The 19,064-nt window shown below is 41.9% G+C and carries 8 protein-coding genes and 3 pseudogenes; 3 read left to right on the top strand and 8 right to left on the bottom strand.

Features of this window, described 5'->3' with window-relative positions; genetic code table 11:
- Nucleotides 1–152: 152 nt before the first annotated feature.
- The 4 genes and pseudogenes from HXT25_RS03965 to HXT25_RS03950 all read right to left on the bottom strand — a co-directional run.
- Nucleotides 153–1,508: a hypothetical protein gene (locus HXT25_RS03965; protein ID WP_422118701.1), complete on the bottom strand. Its 1,356-nt coding sequence runs from the start codon at nucleotides 1,506–1,508 to the stop codon at nucleotides 153–155.
- A gap of 965 nt (nucleotides 1,509–2,473) precedes the next feature.
- Complete coding sequence (locus HXT25_RS03960; protein WP_422118700.1) at nucleotides 2,474–4,321, bottom strand: hypothetical protein; 1,848 nt, start codon at nucleotides 4,319–4,321, stop codon at nucleotides 2,474–2,476.
- A 273-nt stretch (nucleotides 4,322–4,594) separates the two neighbouring features.
- Entirely contained in the window at nucleotides 4,595–5,962 is a 1,368-nt protein-coding gene (locus HXT25_RS03955) for an ATP-binding protein (protein ID WP_032842031.1), read from the bottom strand.
- Between the two features lie 405 nt (nucleotides 5,963–6,367).
- Nucleotides 6,368–6,715, bottom strand: a pseudogene (locus HXT25_RS03950) (KilA-N domain-containing protein); the annotation flags it as partial.
- 865 nt (nucleotides 6,716–7,580) lie between these two features.
- Here HXT25_RS03950 and HXT25_RS03945 point away from each other — a divergent pair.
- The 3 genes and pseudogenes from HXT25_RS03945 to HXT25_RS03935 all read left to right on the top strand — a co-directional run.
- Nucleotides 7,581–7,928 (top strand): annotated as a pseudogene (locus HXT25_RS03945) (KilA-N domain-containing protein); the annotation flags it as partial.
- A gap of 405 nt (nucleotides 7,929–8,333) precedes the next feature.
- Nucleotides 8,334–9,701, top strand: coding sequence for an ATP-binding protein (locus HXT25_RS03940; protein ID WP_032842031.1), 1,368 nt, complete (start codon nucleotides 8,334–8,336; stop codon nucleotides 9,699–9,701).
- A gap of 274 nt (nucleotides 9,702–9,975) precedes the next feature.
- Entirely contained in the window at nucleotides 9,976–11,823 is a 1,848-nt protein-coding gene (locus HXT25_RS03935; RefSeq protein WP_422118700.1) for a hypothetical protein, read from the top strand.
- A 932-nt stretch (nucleotides 11,824–12,755) separates the two neighbouring features.
- Here HXT25_RS03935 and HXT25_RS03930 read toward each other — a convergent pair.
- From HXT25_RS03930 to HXT25_RS03915, 4 genes and pseudogenes are all read right to left on the bottom strand, one after another.
- Nucleotides 12,756–14,603 carry a hypothetical protein gene (locus tag HXT25_RS03930; RefSeq protein WP_422118700.1) on the bottom strand — a complete coding sequence of 616 codons (1,848 nt, stop codon included), beginning with the start codon at nucleotides 14,601–14,603 and terminating at the stop codon, nucleotides 12,756–12,758.
- A gap of 273 nt (nucleotides 14,604–14,876) precedes the next feature.
- A complete protein-coding gene (locus HXT25_RS03925) occupies nucleotides 14,877–16,244 on the bottom strand; it encodes an ATP-binding protein (RefSeq protein WP_032842031.1) in 1,368 nt (455 codons plus the stop codon).
- A 405-nt stretch (nucleotides 16,245–16,649) separates the two neighbouring features.
- Nucleotides 16,650–16,997: pseudogene (locus HXT25_RS03920) on the bottom strand (KilA-N domain-containing protein); the annotation flags it as partial.
- A gap of 604 nt (nucleotides 16,998–17,601) precedes the next feature.
- Nucleotides 17,602–19,056 (bottom strand): Maf family nucleotide pyrophosphatase, encoded by a 1,455-nt coding sequence (locus HXT25_RS03915; protein WP_422118699.1) that lies wholly within the window; start codon nucleotides 19,054–19,056, stop codon nucleotides 17,602–17,604.
- Nucleotides 19,057–19,064: the final 8 nt, after the last annotated feature.

Below are 19,064 nucleotides of genomic sequence, written 5' to 3'. Positions count from 1 at the left end.
GAATCAACACTGGGAAGAAAAGAAAAACAATAGCAAACCAATGTTAAAACAATAAAACCAAAGAGAATCGGGAATAAACCAGTGTGATGCTTCCCTACAAAACACCACACCAGTCGTTGAGCGCAAACCCTAAATAAGGTGGTAAATAATGCTTAGTGACGCATCTTGCGAACAGCAGCACCCATACCAGCAAGCATAGAAGCAGCCAAAGCAGTCAAAGCAACACCAACACCAGCATTACCAAGCTTCTCGCCAGACTTACCATGACCATTGCCACCCTTAGCAGCAAGCTCACCCTTAGCAGCAGCCTTACCAGCAGCAGACTGAGCCTTAGCAACCTCAGTCTTCTTAGCAGAAGCCTGAGCAGCAGGACCAAACTTACCATTCAAAGCATCAGCATAAATCTGCTTCGTACCAGGAACAGCTGGGAAATCAGCAGCCAAAGGATCAGAAGTCACAACAGGAGGAAGAGCAGCAGGATTCACACCCAAACGAACCGCATCATTATAAGCATCCTTATACTCAGCCAAAGCCTTGTTATAAGCAGCAACAGCAGCGAAAGCAGCATCACGAGCAGCATTAAACTCAGCTTCAGCCTTCTGCTCAGCATCAAAAGCACGCTGCTCATGAGCATGAGCACGGTTCAAAGCATCACGAAGAGCAGTTTCCTTAGCAGAATTATTCTCACCAGAAGCCAAGAAATCAGTCAAATCCTGGTTAGCCTTCTCAGCAGCAGCCTTACGAGCAGCAAGCTCAGTCATAGTCTCAAGAAGAGTCTTCCTCTTAGCAGCATAATCAGCCTTCTTCTCAGCAAGATTATTATCAGCCTCATCCAAAGCAAGCTTAGCCTTATACACGTAATGAACAGCAAGCTTCTTCTTAGCAGCATCAGACAAGTTCAACTTACCAAGATCCTTGATCTTCTGATCAGGAGTGGTAGTATCGTCCTTCTTATCATCCTTCTTAGGAGCCTGCTTGTCGTCCTGCTTTGAATCCAATGAATCCTCAGTGTACTCGCTGCTACCAAACACAGCCTTCTTCACAGCCTGATACTGAGCCTCAGTAATCTTGCCATCAAGCAAATCATTGTATGCCTTACCAAGCTTCTCAGCACGAGTACCAGCATACTGAGCAAGCAAATCAGGCTGGAACTCATCTACCGTAGGATTCGCAATACCACGCTTACGAGCTTCAGCAGCAACGCCCTCAGCAGAAGAATTATTCAATGTATCGTTTGGATAATCAAGAAGACGGTGAGATTCTGCAGCGTCTTGTTCATCCTCAGCTTTTTGCAACATGGCTTTAAGCTCTTGGTAAGAGCTTGTTTTAGAGGTGCGAATATTATTTGCTACAAAACCAAGTCCACGCTGTTCTGCCTCTTGAGCTAACTGAGTACGCTCAGTATCAGTAGCAGGAACTTTTGCAGCCATTGCTGGGGTTGCCATTGCGAAGCCGGCAAGCAAAGTTGCGCCAGCAGCGAAAGCGGCGATAGCCTTCTTATTCATCATTTTAATTTCCTTTCTTCTTCTCCTCCGCGCAGGTACACGAAGAAAAATCTTAAACATCCAACAACATTCAAAACATTGCGGATAACCACCATCTAGAGCATCTAGCTAGCAGCTGTTATTAACATACCCCCCCCCCCGTTTAAAAAAGTCAAGAGGCAACCACATAAAACAAACAGAAAAAAATAATGTCACACACAAACTAATCCACAATAAAAACTATTTTCACCATAATATTTGCGGATTAACACTAATAAAACCGTAAAAACACATTATTTCAAGGTTTTTAAAGAATTTTCCCAGACTTTTCTCAGGAAACTACTCAGACAAGAACACTAACACTATAAAACCATTGAAAAATCAACATTCCACACAACCCACACACGCAACACGCCGACACCCCACCACTCTTCACTCTGCAATCTCTTCTCCCGCATTTGTTCCCCTTTTTAGCAAAATAGAAACAAACACGGGCGCGACGACCTGCCTTCGCGCTCAAAGCGTAGCGCGCGAAGGCAATTCGGAGCGCTGAGCCGCTCAAACGTAAAGTCCAGTGGACTTTACGCGAGGCGAAGACGTGAGCGCGCTGTAACGCGCGAGCGATTTTCCCGAGATTGTTTACGTATTTGGAGATTTTGGAAACAAACTCGGGATAAAAATAGGCGAAAACAGGCGACATATTAAAAGCATTTATTAATTAACACAAAACCGTTGAAAACACTACTGTTTTGCCATAAACATTTCACAAAATCAGTGGTAAAAATATGCTGGATTTTCACGAAAATCAAGGTATGATTTCTCTAAATCTTCACGAAATCAATGGTACCGCTCGATTTTATATTTAACACAAAATAACGCAAAATGGCGCAATACATACAAAAAGGTCTTTGCACACATTACGCACAAAGACCTTTTTATATTAGTCCTACTGTATTCAGCACCATTCAGCACTAAACACAAGCGGTAGCTTAGCGACGAATCTTACGGAAGGTTGCACCAGCACCAGCCAAAACGCTAGCAGTCAAAGCAATAAAAGCAATGCCAACACCAGAATTAGGCAATCCTTCACCCTGAGTAGCAGTACCATTCTTCACAGTAATATCAGTCCAACCAAGCTGATTGCCCTGCTCATCAACAAGAACAACCGTATGCTTGCCAGAATAACCAGCAGGGAACATGGCATCAAACTGAGGCTTACCATTAACCAAGCGAACAGTCACATAATCCGTACCCTCAGCACCCTTAAGAAGACGAGGACTAGAGTAAATGAACGCATAAGCTTTTGCGGAACCATCACGATTCAAACGATCAAGGAACGCCTGGTTAGAAATGCTCAAAGTCACTCTATTAACAGCGCCAGCACCAGCAACATTATTAGTGCCAACCGTAATCATGCCCTTCAATTCTGGCAACAAGTCAGCAACAGAAGCTGGAGCAACAGGAACACCAGCATGCGCAGACACAGGAGCAGACACAGGTGCTGAAGCAGGTGCAGAAGCAGGAGTTTGAGCGGACGCAGATGCAGAAGCAGCGGATGGAGACGATGAAGCTGCAGCAGGAGTCGATGCGGATGGAGTTGTTACAGATTGAGTCGAAGACGAGGATGGAGTGCTGTCATCATCAAAAGATGGCGTCTCATCCGACGGCTTCGAAGGAGTTGGAGTCACAGGATTAGACGGAGTCGTATGATCTGGATTCACTGGATTCACAGGCTTTGGAACAACTGGATCTGTATTCTTCTTACCACCAACAAGCTCACTCACATCAGCTGGAGCAAGCTTATAGTCAGCAACCTTATCGCCGTCAACCTGTGCTAGAGCATCATGAACGTTAAACTTTGGTGCTTGAGGTTCTTCCTTCTTAGGATTCTGAACTTCTTGAACCTTAGTTTCTTGCTTTACAAGCAATTCCTCAGCCTTAGTTACGCCCTTATTAGCAGCCTTGAGAAGGTTTTTCTTGCTCTGGAGCTGCTTTTGCAACTTTCCAAGCTCCTCAGCAGCCTTATTATACTCTGATGAGCCTGCTGGGCCAGTCTGTTCCTTTGCCAACGCGTCAAACTTTGCTTGAGCGGTCGCAACCTGACCTTCAAGAGTCTTAACATCGTTACGAATGGTTGCAGCCTGAGTGTAGGCCTTAACCATGCTCGTAGCCTTATCGTTCAATTCGCTGAAAGAACTGGCAATCTTTTGAGCGTTTTCTAACTGTTCTTGAAGCTTCGTCTTTTCAGCACCAGTAGCCTTAGCAACCTTAGCTTGCAAAGCCTTAACACTACCTTCTGCCATCTGCTTCAAAAGTAACGCGTTCTGAGCCTTCTGGTTGGCTAAATCTTGAGCCGCCTTAAACTCGGCATCTTCTTTAGTAGTGTCAACCTTTGGTTCTGGTGCTGGAGGAGTCTGAGGGTCAGTCTTATGTTCGTCTGGGTTGACTGGAATCTCTGGCTTAGTATCATTGCCGTTCGGGTCATGGTCCTCATCAAACATGTGAGGGTAGAACTTTGGCAATGGCTTATCACTACCATTATAATTCTTATGAGTATTATACATTTGGTCGTAATAATTCTCATACTCATTTTCAGTGTTCTGGAGCTGGTCCCATTCCGAACCAGAGCCATAAATATCATCTTCTGGCTTAACGGTTGGAGTAGTTACTGGGGCTGGCTTTGGAGGGTTGTTAGGAACTTCGTCAGGGTATCCAGCTGGGGTTGTTACAGGATTATTAGCTGGAACCTCGTCAGCAAAGGCGAAGCTACCGACGAATCCGCAAGATACCACGATTGATGCGGCAGCTATACCAGCAATCGCTTTCTTATTCAACATGATCTTCCTTTCTTCTTCCTTCTCACGTATAAACGTGCGAAGAGAGCAATCGCAAGAATACAACTGAATATTCTCGAAATCTCATCCATAAAAACATGGACTATCAGCACTTAGAATACCCCCCCCCCGTAGTCCTAAATCAATATTTTCACACAAAAACACGCGTCATTTTTTACACAAAATTTGCGCAAATCAGCCGAACGGCTACTAATAGCCGTTCGCTCCGACCTGCCTTTTCGCTTAGAGCGTAGCGCGAAAAGACAATTCGGAGCGCTACACCAATCCACACATATAAAGTGGTAATATTATGCAATTCAAATCTTTTCTAACGCTAAGCTGTTTAGGAGCAAACACATAACTCGTTCCAATTCTTTTTGAAAACTTCGCCTTAAATTTATCAAGAGAAACCGTTTTGAACACATTTCCAGATTTAACTTCAATCGCAGATATACGCATTTTGCCAGCAGAATCCAGAAAAGCTTTAGAAATCAAAAAATCTATTTCCATAGTATTTTCCGAATTTTCTTTATCTCTATTTGAATAGAAAAATAGGCGATGCCCAGATGCTATTAGCTGTTGAGCAACAACGTTTTCAACTAGCATTCCTTCATTAATTGAGATTTTTCCAAATAAAATTTCTTTATAAAGATCATTAGACGCAATACTACTATCTGAAAGTATCATAGAAGCCAACAACCCAGTATCAGCCATATAGCATTTTACTAACGCATCATCCGCATTAAGATTCAAGCCTACATTTGGATCTGTAGATTTGTAGCAATTATTTGTAATACTCGCATCCGAAAGCCAAAAAAACGCATCCTTATAATCGCGCATACGAGCATTCTTACCCAAAGACGTAATCCTATACCTTTTTTCATGCCTAGAAAGCTGTGCTGGTATTCCATCAAACACAGCCATAACTTTCATTTCATACCCTTTTGCAAACTTTGCAGCATCCTGCCTATAGAGTGAGAGAATACGACGCTTAACCCTATCTACTCGAGCAAAATCCCGCGAAGCAACATATTCATTTACAGACTGCGGCATGCCACCAACTAGCATATATTCTCTAAAAAGTCGCATCGCTTTTTTATGTAAAGCATCTGGCAAAGGATTTAACTCATCAAATGAACTCTTAATAACAGTCGATAGATTTTCTTCTCCACAAGCCCACAGAAATTCTTCAAAATCAAGAGGATACATGCGTTCTTCTTGTTCTTCAGACGGAATCACTATTGTTTCAACATTATGTTTAATCGAAAGTAACGAGCCAGTCTCTATATAGTCGTATCTACCATCTGCAACTAGTTGTTTTATAAATTCTCTAGCCTGTGGGAAAAATTGCACTTCATCAAAAACCATTACCGATTCGCGATTATAAAGTTTCACACCATACAGTGCAGATATGTACGTAAAGAAAGTGCTTAAGTCTGAACGATAATCTTCAAATAACCGAAGCGCATCTTTTGAAGCTTGCGAAAAATCAATAAGAATATAAGATTTGTACTCATTTCTTGCAAACTCTTCAACTATAGTGCTTTTCCCAACTCTTCGAGCACCCGTTACCAAAAGTGCTGTTGAACCGCGATCAGCATTCTTCCAATCGAGCATTTTTTGATAGAATTTTCGCCTTAACATATAACACCACTTTTAATACCACTTTTAATTAACACAAAACCGTTGAAAACACTATGTTTCATAGTATATATTTCACGAAAACCAATGTCAATATATGCTGATTTTTCACCAAATCAAGGGTAAAAATATGCCGATTTTTCACGAAAATCGATGTACTATTTCTCTAAATCTTCACGAAATCAAGGGTATCGCGCGATTTTACATTTAACGAAAACTAGCAAAAGCTGGAAGTCTACTTCTAAGTTAAACTATCAGGTAAGCTGCGCTAATGTCTTCGCTTGTGCTGAAAGCACACCGTGCTTTCAGCCTGAGCAAACTCAATTTTTTAGCACAGAATCCAAACTCTTCATTCCAGAATTATTCAAATTCTCAAGAGATAAAATCTGCGTTCGCGCCAAATTTCTAAGTTCCACCATACTTACCAGATTTGGAAACTATGCCAATAGCATTTGTTGATTCTACCCATCTTTTAGGAGATAAAGTAAAAGCATTAGAACCAGCCTCATTCTTAAAGGAGTCGAATTCGACCCCTTTAAAATTCGGGTTGTTAATACTCTCCCACAATCCCAAGAATTCAATAGTATTCTTCACTCTCAGCCAGTTTTTCACAACATCTTTAGGCTCTTCTTTGTTTTTATATCTCGCAATATCGGTTAAACTAACGTAATCATTCATAAAATCTTCCGTATAAACCTGAATTGTAAAGCCTTTTGCCTTAATAATATCTTTTTTAATATTTGACGCATTAGACATAATTTCCCCCTAATTTTTACGCAAATCTACGCAAATAGTTGCTTTATTTGATTTGTTTACTTTATTTCTATGCACTTAACACAAAACCCATGAATCACAAGCAAAATTACAGAATCAAGCACAAGTCACAAAACATCTAACAACTAGCAGAAAACTAGCATGCATCAGCGCATAAACATAATTCTATAAGATTTCACAGATAAGAATCAACAAACTCGGATTATGATACAAACACACTACAAGGTTGCATAGGTTACACCAAGTGAGGTAGAGATTCGAGATTTTTCGCAGCGGATGAAGCGAACCTCAGCATGAAATGGTGATTCGCTGAAGCAGCAAGAAAAATCGAGAATCTCGGTGATGAAAGATACGAAAAAGTTTTAGATATTCAGAAGGTTTGATGTATTTCTCTCCTCGCAACTCCCGTCGCTACGCTCCTCTTTTATTGCTCGTATAGAAATACATCAAACCTTCTGAATATCTAAAACTTTTTCGTATCTTTCATCACCGAGATTCTCGATTTTTCTTGCTGCTTCAGCGAATCACCATTTCATGCTGAGGTTCGCTTCATCCGCTGCGAAAAATCTCGAATCTCTACCTCACTTGGTGTAACCTATGCAACCTTGTAGTGTGTTTGTATCATAATCCGAGTTTGTTGATTCTTATCTGTGAAATCTTATAGAATTATGTTTATGCGCTGATGCATGCTAGTTTTCTGCTAGTTGTTAGATGTTTTGTGACTTGTGCTTGATTCTGTAATTTTGCTTGTGATTCATGGGTTTTGTGTTAAGTGCATAGAAATAAAGTAAACAAATCAAATAAAGCAACTATTTGCGTAGATTTGCGTAAAAATTAGGGGGAAATTATGTCTAATGCGTCAAATATTAAAAAAGATATTATTAAGGCAAAAGGCTTTACAATTCAGGTTTATACGGAAGATTTTATGAATGATTACGTTAGTTTAACCGATATTGCGAGATATAAAAACAAAGAAGAGCCTAAAGATGTTGTGAAAAACTGGCTGAGAGTGAAGAATACTATTGAATTCTTGGGATTGTGGGAGAGTATTAACAACCCGAATTTTAAAGGGGTCGAATTCGACTCCTTTAAGAATGAGGCTGGTTCTAATGCTTTTACTTTATCTCCTAAAAGATGGGTAGAATCAACAAATGCTATTGGCATAGTTTCCAAATCTGGTAAGTATGGTGGAACTTAGAAATTTGGCGCGAACGCAGATTTTATCTCTTGAGAATTTGAATAATTCTGGAATGAAGAGTTTGGATTCTGTGCTAAAAAATTGAGTTTGCTCAGGCTGAAAGCACGGTGTGCTTTCAGCACAAGCGAAGACATTAGCGCAGCTTACCTGATAGTTTAACTTAGAAGTAGACTTCCAGCTTTTGCTAGTTTTCGTTAAATGTAAAATCGCGCGATACCCTTGATTTCGTGAAGATTTAGAGAAATAGTACATCGATTTTCGTGAAAAATCGGCATATTTTTACCCTTGATTTGGTGAAAAATCAGCATATATTGACATTGGTTTTCGTGAAATATATACTATGAAACATAGTGTTTTCAACGGTTTTGTGTTAATTAAAAGTGGTATTAAAAGTGGTGTTATATGTTAAGGCGAAAATTCTATCAAAAAATGCTCGATTGGAAGAATGCTGATCGCGGTTCAACAGCACTTTTGGTAACGGGTGCTCGAAGAGTTGGGAAAAGCACTATAGTTGAAGAGTTTGCAAGAAATGAGTACAAATCTTATATTCTTATTGATTTTTCGCAAGCTTCAAAAGATGCGCTTCGGTTATTTGAAGATTATCGTTCAGACTTAAGCACTTTCTTTACGTACATATCTGCACTGTATGGTGTGAAACTTTATAATCGCGAATCGGTAATGGTTTTTGATGAAGTGCAATTTTTCCCACAGGCTAGAGAATTTATAAAACAACTAGTTGCAGATGGTAGATACGACTATATAGAGACTGGCTCGTTACTTTCGATTAAACATAATGTTGAAACAATAGTGATTCCGTCTGAAGAACAAGAAGAACGCATGTATCCTCTTGATTTTGAAGAATTTCTGTGGGCTTGTGGAGAAGAAAATCTATCGACTGTTATTAAGAGTTCATTTGATGAGTTAAATCCTTTGCCAGATGCTTTACATAAAAAAGCGATGCGACTTTTTAGAGAATATATGCTAGTTGGTGGCATGCCGCAGTCTGTAAATGAATATGTTGCTTCGCGGGATTTTGCTCGAGTAGATAGGGTTAAGCGTCGTATTCTCTCACTCTATAGGCAGGATGCTGCAAAGTTTGCAAAAGGGTATGAAATGAAAGTTATGGCTGTGTTTGATGGAATACCAGCACAGCTTTCTAGGCATGAAAAAAGGTATAGGATTACGTCTTTGGGTAAGAATGCTCGTATGCGCGATTATAAGGATGCGTTTTTTTGGCTTTCGGATGCGAGTATTACAAATAATTGCTACAAATCTACAGATCCAAATGTAGGCTTGAATCTTAATGCGGATGATGCGTTAGTAAAATGCTATATGGCTGATACTGGGTTGTTGGCTTCTATGATACTTTCAGATAGTAGTATTGCGTCTAATGATCTTTATAAAGAAATTTTATTTGGAAAAATCTCAATTAATGAAGGAATGCTAGTTGAAAACGTTGTTGCTCAACAGCTAATAGCATCTGGGCATCGCCTATTTTTCTATTCAAATAGAGATAAAGAAAATTCGGAAAATACTATGGAAATAGATTTTTTGATTTCTAAAGCTTTTCTGGATTCTGCTGGCAAAATGCGTATATCTGCGATTGAAGTTAAATCTGGAAATGTGTTCAAAACGGTTTCTCTTGATAAATTTAAGGCGAAGTTTTCAAAAAGAATTGGAACGAGTTATGTGTTTGCTCCTAAACAGCTTAGCGTTAGAAAAGATTTGAATTGCATAATATTACCACTTTATATGTGTGGATTGGTGTAGCGCTCCGAATTGTCTTTTCGCGCTACGCTCTAAGCGAAAAGGCAGGTCGGAGCGAACGGCTATTAGTAGCCGTTCGGCTGATTTGCGCAAATTTTGTGTAAAAAATGACGCGTGTTTTTGTGTGAAAATATTGATTTAGGACTACGGGGGGGGGGGTATTCTAAGTGCTGATAGTCCATGTTTTTATGGATGAGATTTCGAGAATATTCAGTTGTATTCTTGCGATTGCTCTCTTCGCACGTTTATACGTGAGAAGGAAGAAGAAAGGAAGATCATGTTGAATAAGAAAGCGATTGCTGGTATAGCTGCCGCATCAATCGTGGTATCTTGCGGATTCGTCGGTAGCTTCGCCTTTGCTGACGAGGTTCCAGCTAATAATCCTGTAACAACCCCAGCTGGATACCCTGACGAAGTTCCTAACAACCCTCCAAAGCCAGCCCCAGTAACTACTCCAACCGTTAAGCCAGAAGATGATATTTATGGCTCTGGTTCGGAATGGGACCAGCTCCAGAACACTGAAAATGAGTATGAGAATTATTACGACCAAATGTATAATACTCATAAGAATTATAATGGTAGTGATAAGCCATTGCCAAAGTTCTACCCTCACATGTTTGATGAGGACCATGACCCGAACGGCAATGATACTAAGCCAGAGATTCCAGTCAACCCAGACGAACATAAGACTGACCCTCAGACTCCTCCAGCACCAGAACCAAAGGTTGACACTACTAAAGAAGATGCCGAGTTTAAGGCGGCTCAAGATTTAGCCAACCAGAAGGCTCAGAACGCGTTACTTTTGAAGCAGATGGCAGAAGGTAGTGTTAAGGCTTTGCAAGCTAAGGTTGCTAAGGCTACTGGTGCTGAAAAGACGAAGCTTCAAGAACAGTTAGAAAACGCTCAAAAGATTGCCAGTTCTTTCAGCGAATTGAACGATAAGGCTACGAGCATGGTTAAGGCCTACACTCAGGCTGCAACCATTCGTAACGATGTTAAGACTCTTGAAGGTCAGGTTGCGACCGCTCAAGCAAAGTTTGACGCGTTGGCAAAGGAACAGACTGGCCCAGCAGGCTCATCAGAGTATAATAAGGCTGCTGAGGAGCTTGGAAAGTTGCAAAAGCAGCTCCAGAGCAAGAAAAACCTTCTCAAGGCTGCTAATAAGGGCGTAACTAAGGCTGAGGAATTGCTTGTAAAGCAAGAAACTAAGGTTCAAGAAGTTCAGAATCCTAAGAAGGAAGAACCTCAAGCACCAAAGTTTAACGTTCATGATGCTCTAGCACAGGTTGACGGCGATAAGGTTGCTGACTATAAGCTTGCTCCAGCTGATGTGAGTGAGCTTGTTGGTGGTAAGAAGAATACAGATCCAGTTGTTCCAAAGCCTGTGAATCCAGTGAATCCAGATCATACGACTCCGTCTAATCCTGTGACTCCAACTCCTTCGAAGCCGTCGGATGAGACGCCATCTTTTGATGATGACAGCACTCCATCCTCGTCTTCGACTCAATCTGTAACAACTCCATCCGCATCGACTCCTGCTGCAGCTTCATCGTCTCCATCCGCTGCTTCTGCATCTGCGTCCGCTCAAACTCCTGCTTCTGCACCTGCTTCAGCACCTGTGTCTGCTCCTGTGTCTGCGCATGCTGGTGTTCCTGTTGCTCCAGCTTCTGTTGCTGACTTGTTGCCAGAATTGAAGGGCATGATTACGGTTGGCACTAATAATGTTGCTGGTGCTGGCGCTGTTAATAGAGTGACTTTGAGCATTTCTAACCAGGCGTTCCTTGATCGTTTGAATCGTGATGGTTCCGCAAAAGCTTATGCGTTCATTTACTCTAGTCCTCGTCTTCTTAAGGGTGCTGAGGGTACGGATTATGTGACTGTTCGCTTGGTTAATGGTAAGCCTCAGTTTGATGCCATGTTCCCTGCTGGTTATTCTGGCAAGCATACGGTTGTTCTTGTTGATGAGCAGGGCAATCAGCTTGGTTGGACTGATATTACTGTGAAGAATGGTACTGCTACTCAGGGTGAAGGATTGCCTAATTCTGGTGTTGGCATTGCTTTTATTGCTTTGACTGCTAGCGTTTTGGCTGGTGCTGGTGCAACCTTCCGTAAGATTCGTCGCTAAGCTACCGCTTGTGTTTAGTGCTGAATGGTGCTGAATACAGTAGGACTAATATAAAAAGGTCTTTGTGCGTAATGTGTGCAAAGACCTTTTTGTATGTATTGCGCCATTTTGCGTTATTTTGTGTTAAATATAAAATCGAGCGGTACCATTGATTTCGTGAAGATTTAGAGAAATCATACCTTGATTTTCGTGAAAATCCAGCATATTTTTACCACTGATTTTGTGAAATGTTTATGGCAAAACAGTAGTGTTTTCAACGGTTTTGTGTTAATTAATAAATGCTTTTAATATGTCGCCTGTTTTCGCCTTTTTTATCCCGAGTTTGTTTCCAAAATCTCCAAATACGTAAACAATCTCGGGAAAATCGCTCGCGCGTTACAGCGCGCTCACGTCTTCGCCTCGCGTAAAGTCCACTGGACTTTACGTTTGAGCGGCTCAGCGCTCCGAATTGCCTTCGCGCGCTACGCTTTGAGCGCGAAGGCAATTCGGAGCGCTGAGCCGCTCAAACGTAAAGTCCAGTGGACTTTACGCGAGGCGAAGACGTGAGCGCGCTGTAACGCGCGAGCGATTTTCCCGAGATTGTTTACGTATTTGGAGATTTTGGAAACAAACTCGGATAAAAATAGGCGAAAACAGGCGACATATTAAAAGCATTTATTAATTAACACAAAACCGTTGAAAACACTACTGTTTTGCCATAAACATTTCACAAAATCAGTGGTAAAAATATGCTGGATTTTCACGAAAATCAAGGTATGATTTCTCTAAATCTTCACGAAATCAATGGTACCGCTCGATTTTATATTTAACACAAAATAACGCAAAATGGCGCAATACATACAAAAAGGTCTTTGCACACATTACGCACAAAGACCTTTTTATATTAGTCCTACTGTATTCAGCACCATTCAGCACTAAACACAAGCGGTAGCTTAGCGACGAATCTTACGGAAGGTTGCACCAGCACCAGCCAAAACGCTAGCAGTCAAAGCAATAAAAGCAATGCCAACACCAGAATTAGGCAATCCTTCACCCTGAGTAGCAGTACCATTCTTCACAGTAATATCAGTCCAACCAAGCTGATTGCCCTGCTCATCAACAAGAACAACCGTATGCTTGCCAGAATAACCAGCAGGGAACATGGCATCAAACTGAGGCTTACCATTAACCAAGCGAACAGTCACATAATCCGTACCCTCAGCACCCTTAAGAAGACGAGGACTAGAGTAAATGAACGCATAAGCTTTTGCGGAACCATCACGATTCAAACGATCAAGGAACGCCTGGTTAGAAATGCTCAAAGTCACTCTATTAACAGCGCCAGCACCAGCAACATTATTAGTGCCAACCGTAATCATGCCCTTCAATTCTGGCAACAAGTCAGCAACAGAAGCTGGAGCAACAGGAACACCAGCATGCGCAGACACAGGAGCAGACACAGGTGCTGAAGCAGGTGCAGAAGCAGGAGTTTGAGCGGACGCAGATGCAGAAGCAGCGGATGGAGACGATGAAGCTGCAGCAGGAGTCGATGCGGATGGAGTTGTTACAGATTGAGTCGAAGACGAGGATGGAGTGCTGTCATCATCAAAAGATGGCGTCTCATCCGACGGCTTCGAAGGAGTTGGAGTCACAGGATTAGACGGAGTCGTATGATCTGGATTCACTGGATTCACAGGCTTTGGAACAACTGGATCTGTATTCTTCTTACCACCAACAAGCTCACTCACATCAGCTGGAGCAAGCTTATAGTCAGCAACCTTATCGCCGTCAACCTGTGCTAGAGCATCATGAACGTTAAACTTTGGTGCTTGAGGTTCTTCCTTCTTAGGATTCTGAACTTCTTGAACCTTAGTTTCTTGCTTTACAAGCAATTCCTCAGCCTTAGTTACGCCCTTATTAGCAGCCTTGAGAAGGTTTTTCTTGCTCTGGAGCTGCTTTTGCAACTTTCCAAGCTCCTCAGCAGCCTTATTATACTCTGATGAGCCTGCTGGGCCAGTCTGTTCCTTTGCCAACGCGTCAAACTTTGCTTGAGCGGTCGCAACCTGACCTTCAAGAGTCTTAACATCGTTACGAATGGTTGCAGCCTGAGTGTAGGCCTTAACCATGCTCGTAGCCTTATCGTTCAATTCGCTGAAAGAACTGGCAATCTTTTGAGCGTTTTCTAACTGTTCTTGAAGCTTCGTCTTTTCAGCACCAGTAGCCTTAGCAACCTTAGCTTGCAAAGCCTTAACACTACCTTCTGCCATCTGCTTCAAAAGTAACGCGTTCTGAGCCTTCTGGTTGGCTAAATCTTGAGCCGCCTTAAACTCGGCATCTTCTTTAGTAGTGTCAACCTTTGGTTCTGGTGCTGGAGGAGTCTGAGGGTCAGTCTTATGTTCGTCTGGGTTGACTGGAATCTCTGGCTTAGTATCATTGCCGTTCGGGTCATGGTCCTCATCAAACATGTGAGGGTAGAACTTTGGCAATGGCTTATCACTACCATTATAATTCTTATGAGTATTATACATTTGGTCGTAATAATTCTCATACTCATTTTCAGTGTTCTGGAGCTGGTCCCATTCCGAACCAGAGCCATAAATATCATCTTCTGGCTTAACGGTTGGAGTAGTTACTGGGGCTGGCTTTGGAGGGTTGTTAGGAACTTCGTCAGGGTATCCAGCTGGGGTTGTTACAGGATTATTAGCTGGAACCTCGTCAGCAAAGGCGAAGCTACCGACGAATCCGCAAGATACCACGATTGATGCGGCAGCTATACCAGCAATCGCTTTCTTATTCAACATGATCTTCCTTTCTTCTTCCTTCTCACGTATAAACGTGCGAAGAGAGCAATCGCAAGAATACAACTGAATATTCTCGAAATCTCATCCATAAAAACATGGACTATCAGCACTTAGAATACCCCCCCCCCGTAGTCCTAAATCAATATTTTCACACAAAAACACGCGTCATTTTTTACACAAAATTTGCGCAAATCAGCCGAACGGCTACTAATAGCCGTTCGCTCCGACCTGCCTTTTCGCTTAGAGCGTAGCGCGAAAAGACAATTCGGAGCGCTACACCAATCCACACATATAAAGTGGTAATATTATGCAATTCAAATCTTTTCTAACGCTAAGCTGTTTAGGAGCAAACACATAACTCGTTCCAATTCTTTTTGAAAACTTCGCCTTAAATTTATCAAGAGAAACCGTTTTGAACACATTTCCAGATTTAACTTCAATCGCAGATATACGCATTTTGCCAGCAGAATCCAGAAAAGCTTTAGAAATCAAAAAATCTATTTCCATAGTATTTTCCGAATTTTCTTTATCTCTATTTGAATAGAAAAATAGGCGATGCCCAGATGCTATTAGCTGTTGAGCAACAACGTTTTCAACTAGCATTCCTTCATTAATTGAGATTTTTCCAAATAAAATTTCTTTATAAAGATCATTAGACGCAATACTACTATCTGAAAGTATCATAGAAGCCAACAACCCAGTATCAGCCATATAGCATTTTACTAACGCATCATCCGCATTAAGATTCAAGCCTACATTTGGATCTGTAGATTTGTAGCAATTATTTGTAATACTCGCATCCGAAAGCCAAAAAAACGCATCCTTATAATCGCGCATACGAGCATTCTTACCCAAAGACGTAATCCTATACCTTTTTTCATGCCTAGAAAGCTGTGCTGGTATTCCATCAAACACAGCCATAACTTTCATTTCATACCCTTTTGCAAACTTTGCAGCATCCTGCCTATAGAGTGAGAGAATACGACGCTTAACCCTATCTACTCGAGCAAAATCCCGCGAAGCAACATATTCATTTACAGACTGCGGCATGCCACCAACTAGCATATATTCTCTAAAAAGTCGCATCGCTTTTTTATGTAAAGCATCTGGCAAAGGATTTAACTCATCAAATGAACTCTTAATAACAGTCGATAGATTTTCTTCTCCACAAGCCCACAGAAATTCTTCAAAATCAAGAGGATACATGCGTTCTTCTTGTTCTTCAGACGGAATCACTATTGTTTCAACATTATGTTTAATCGAAAGTAACGAGCCAGTCTCTATATAGTCGTATCTACCATCTGCAACTAGTTGTTTTATAAATTCTCTAGCCTGTGGGAAAAATTGCACTTCATCAAAAACCATTACCGATTCGCGATTATAAAGTTTCACACCATACAGTGCAGATATGTACGTAAAGAAAGTGCTTAAGTCTGAACGATAATCTTCAAATAACCGAAGCGCATCTTTTGAAGCTTGCGAAAAATCAATAAGAATATAAGATTTGTACTCATTTCTTGCAAACTCTTCAACTATAGTGCTTTTCCCAACTCTTCGAGCACCCGTTACCAAAAGTGCTGTTGAACCGCGATCAGCATTCTTCCAATCGAGCATTTTTTGATAGAATTTTCGCCTTAACATATAACACCACTTTTAATACCACTTTTAATTAACACAAAACCGTTGAAAACACTATGTTTCATAGTATATATTTCACGAAAACCAATGTCAATATATGCTGATTTTTCACCAAATCAAGGGTAAAAATATGCCGATTTTTCACGAAAATCGATGTACTATTTCTCTAAATCTTCACGAAATCAAGGGTATCGCGCGATTTTACATTTAACGAAAACTAGCAAAAGCTGGAAGTCTACTTCTAAGTTAAACTATCAGGTAAGCTGCGCTAATGTCTTCGCTTGTGCTGAAAGCACACCGTGCTTTCAGCCTGAGCAAACTCAATTTTTTAGCACAGAATCCAAACTCTTCATTCCAGAATTATTCAAATTCTCAAGAGATAAAATCTGCGTTCGCGCCAAATTTCTAAGTTCCACCATACTTACCAGATTTGGAAACTATGCCAATAGCATTTGTTGATTCTACCCATCTTTTAGGAGATAAAGTAAAAGCATTAGAACCAGCCTCATTCTTAAAGGAGTCGAATTCGACCCCTTTAAAATTCGGGTTGTTAATACTCTCCCACAATCCCAAGAATTCAATAGTATTCTTCACTCTCAGCCAGTTTTTCACAACATCTTTAGGCTCTTCTTTGTTTTTATATCTCGCAATATCGGTTAAACTAACGTAATCATTCATAAAATCTTCCGTATAAACCTGAATTGTAAAGCCTTTTGCCTTAATAATATCTTTTTTAATATTTGACGCATTAGACATAATTTCCCCCTAATTTTTACGCAAATCTACGCAAATAGTTGCTTTATTTGATTTGTTTACTTTATTTCTATGCACTTAACACAAAACCCATGAATCACAAGCAAAATTACAGAATCAAGCACAAGTCACAAAACATCTAACAACTAGCAGAAAACTAGCATGCATCAGCGCATAAACATAATTCTATAAGATTTCACAGATAAGAATCAACAAACTCGGATTATGATACAAACACACTACAAGGTTGCATAGGTTACACCAAGTGAGGTAGAGATTCGAGATTTTTCGCAGCGGATGAAGCGAACCTCAGCATGAAATGGTGATTCGCTGAAGCAGCAAGAAAAATCGAGAATCTCGGTGATGAAAGATACGAAAAAGTTTTAGATATTCAGAAGGTTTGATGTATTTCTATACGAGCAATAAAAGAGGAGCGTAGCGACGGGAGTTGCGAGGAGAGAAATACATCAAACCTCGCGCAATACCAAGTAAGGAGCGCGCAACACAAAATAGGAAATACGCTCGCACGCTCTAAGAGGAAAGGCAGGTCGTCGCGCAAAAAGCGGAAGCAACCGACGCGGAAATACCGCTCGCGCAGCCAAAGCACTCAGGCAGGTCTTCGCACAGCAAGAGAATCAAGGCGAGCGCGGAAAGACGGCCAATCCGTGCGCATCGCCGTAAGCAGCTTTAGCTTCGGAACATCGTCAATCGGCACCCACTTGATTTCCATACTCTCGTCGTCGTGCGCGCACGGATTCACACTATGCCCCGGCTTTTCAAACGCAAAAACCGTTGTATAACGCCAATTCCCGTGATTTTCGCAATACGCTCCAACAACATCAATGTCTTGAGACGTTATGTTAGCTTCTTCAAACGACTCGCGCAACGCACCCTCAATCGCAGTTTCGCCATCAGATATTGCGCCGCCAGGAATCCCCCACGTGCCACCTTCCGCGCTCCAAAGCGCGCGATGTTGCATAACAACGTGAGTCACGCGCCCAGTGGTCTCATCTCGCCTAGCAAGCAACACGCCAGCAGCGCCATTATGGCCCCAATGCTTGCGCCCGCAATCGCACATAACCCATCCGTCTCCTGGCTGATGCACGTTTTCTTTAGGCACTTGCGCGGAAGCAGGATCGTCCTTAATCGCCTCTCCCTCTAACTTGCGACTATTCCACAAATCTGGCCAAGCGTACCCAAAATCGCAAACCATCTGCCTTAGCAGCGGCAAGCTAATCCCAAGAACTCCATGCGGATCGCCCTGAATTCCCTCAATAAATGCCCCACCAAAGCCTTCTAGCGTAAAGGATCCCGCCACTTCCAATGGCTCGCCAGTTTCTACGTATGCGCGGATCTCCTCATCGCTCATATGCGCAAAAGTCACGCTTGCGCGGCTCACTTTGCACACTGTTTTGCCACTTTTCGTGTCGATTAAGCAATGGCCAGTAAACAATTCTCCAGTTTTTCCGCTCATTCGCTTAATCCGCTCAAATGCCACTTCAGGAGTATGCGGCTTGCCGTAGCATTCGCCGTCTAGCAAAAACATGGAGTCGCAGCCAACAATAAGCACACTATTGGAATCAGCGGAAGACTTATTCACGTGCGCAAAATCGTGAATATCAAAAGTCTTGGTAGGTACTTTTACGCCAGAAAAATCGCGAGTCTGTGCAGTATCTACGTTATGCGTTATATGCGATTGCGAATCGTTTGCCAAAGCGCTACTAGCAGTTTCAAAAGACTCAGATTTAGAAGATTCAGCCTCAGCTGCATCCACCTCAGCCTCCAGAGGATACCCCACAACCAAATCGCCACTAGCTGAAGCAGCCGTATCTGCCACAAGTTTCCACGCATTGTACACAGCTTGAGCTTTTGCTTGCGCCAAAATCGAAACGCGCTCCTCGGCGCTCATCTGCTCCACGCTAACACCTTGCGCATTTGCAGCATTACGCAACGCCGCTGGCTCATCTACCTCGCTCACGTGAATCACAGGAATCACGCCTGCAGCAGCCAACACCGCTCTTCTTGCAGGAGACTGAGAAGCCAAAATCAATGAAACTGTCATACCTTACT

The sequence above is a fragment of the Gardnerella sp. DNF00476 genome (assembly GCF_049262735.1).
Classification (GTDB): Bacteria; Actinomycetota; Actinomycetes; order Actinomycetales; family Bifidobacteriaceae; genus Bifidobacterium; species Bifidobacterium vaginale.
The sequence above is the reverse complement of the archived record's forward strand: the minus strand, read 5'-3'. Positions and strand labels throughout refer to the sequence as shown.

Bases quoted from the DNA above. Each gene is read 5' to 3' on its own strand.
- HXT25_RS03965 (WP_422118701.1), bottom strand. From the start codon at position 1,508: ATGATGAATAAGAAGGCTATCGCCGCTTTCGCTGCTGGCGCAACTTTG.
- HXT25_RS03960 (WP_422118700.1), bottom strand. From the start codon at position 4,321: ATGTTGAATAAGAAAGCGATTGCTGGTATAGCTGCCGCATCAATCGTG.
- HXT25_RS03955 (WP_032842031.1), bottom strand. From the start codon at position 5,962: ATGTTAAGGCGAAAATTCTATCAAAAAATGCTCGATTGGAAGAATGCT.
- HXT25_RS03940 (WP_032842031.1), top strand. From the start codon at position 8,334: ATGTTAAGGCGAAAATTCTATCAAAAAATGCTCGATTGGAAGAATGCT.
- HXT25_RS03935 (WP_422118700.1), top strand. From the start codon at position 9,976: ATGTTGAATAAGAAAGCGATTGCTGGTATAGCTGCCGCATCAATCGTG.
- HXT25_RS03930 (WP_422118700.1), bottom strand. From the start codon at position 14,603: ATGTTGAATAAGAAAGCGATTGCTGGTATAGCTGCCGCATCAATCGTG.
- HXT25_RS03925 (WP_032842031.1), bottom strand. From the start codon at position 16,244: ATGTTAAGGCGAAAATTCTATCAAAAAATGCTCGATTGGAAGAATGCT.
- HXT25_RS03915 (WP_422118699.1), bottom strand. From the start codon at position 19,056: ATGACAGTTTCATTGATTTTGGCTTCTCAGTCTCCTGCAAGAAGAGCG.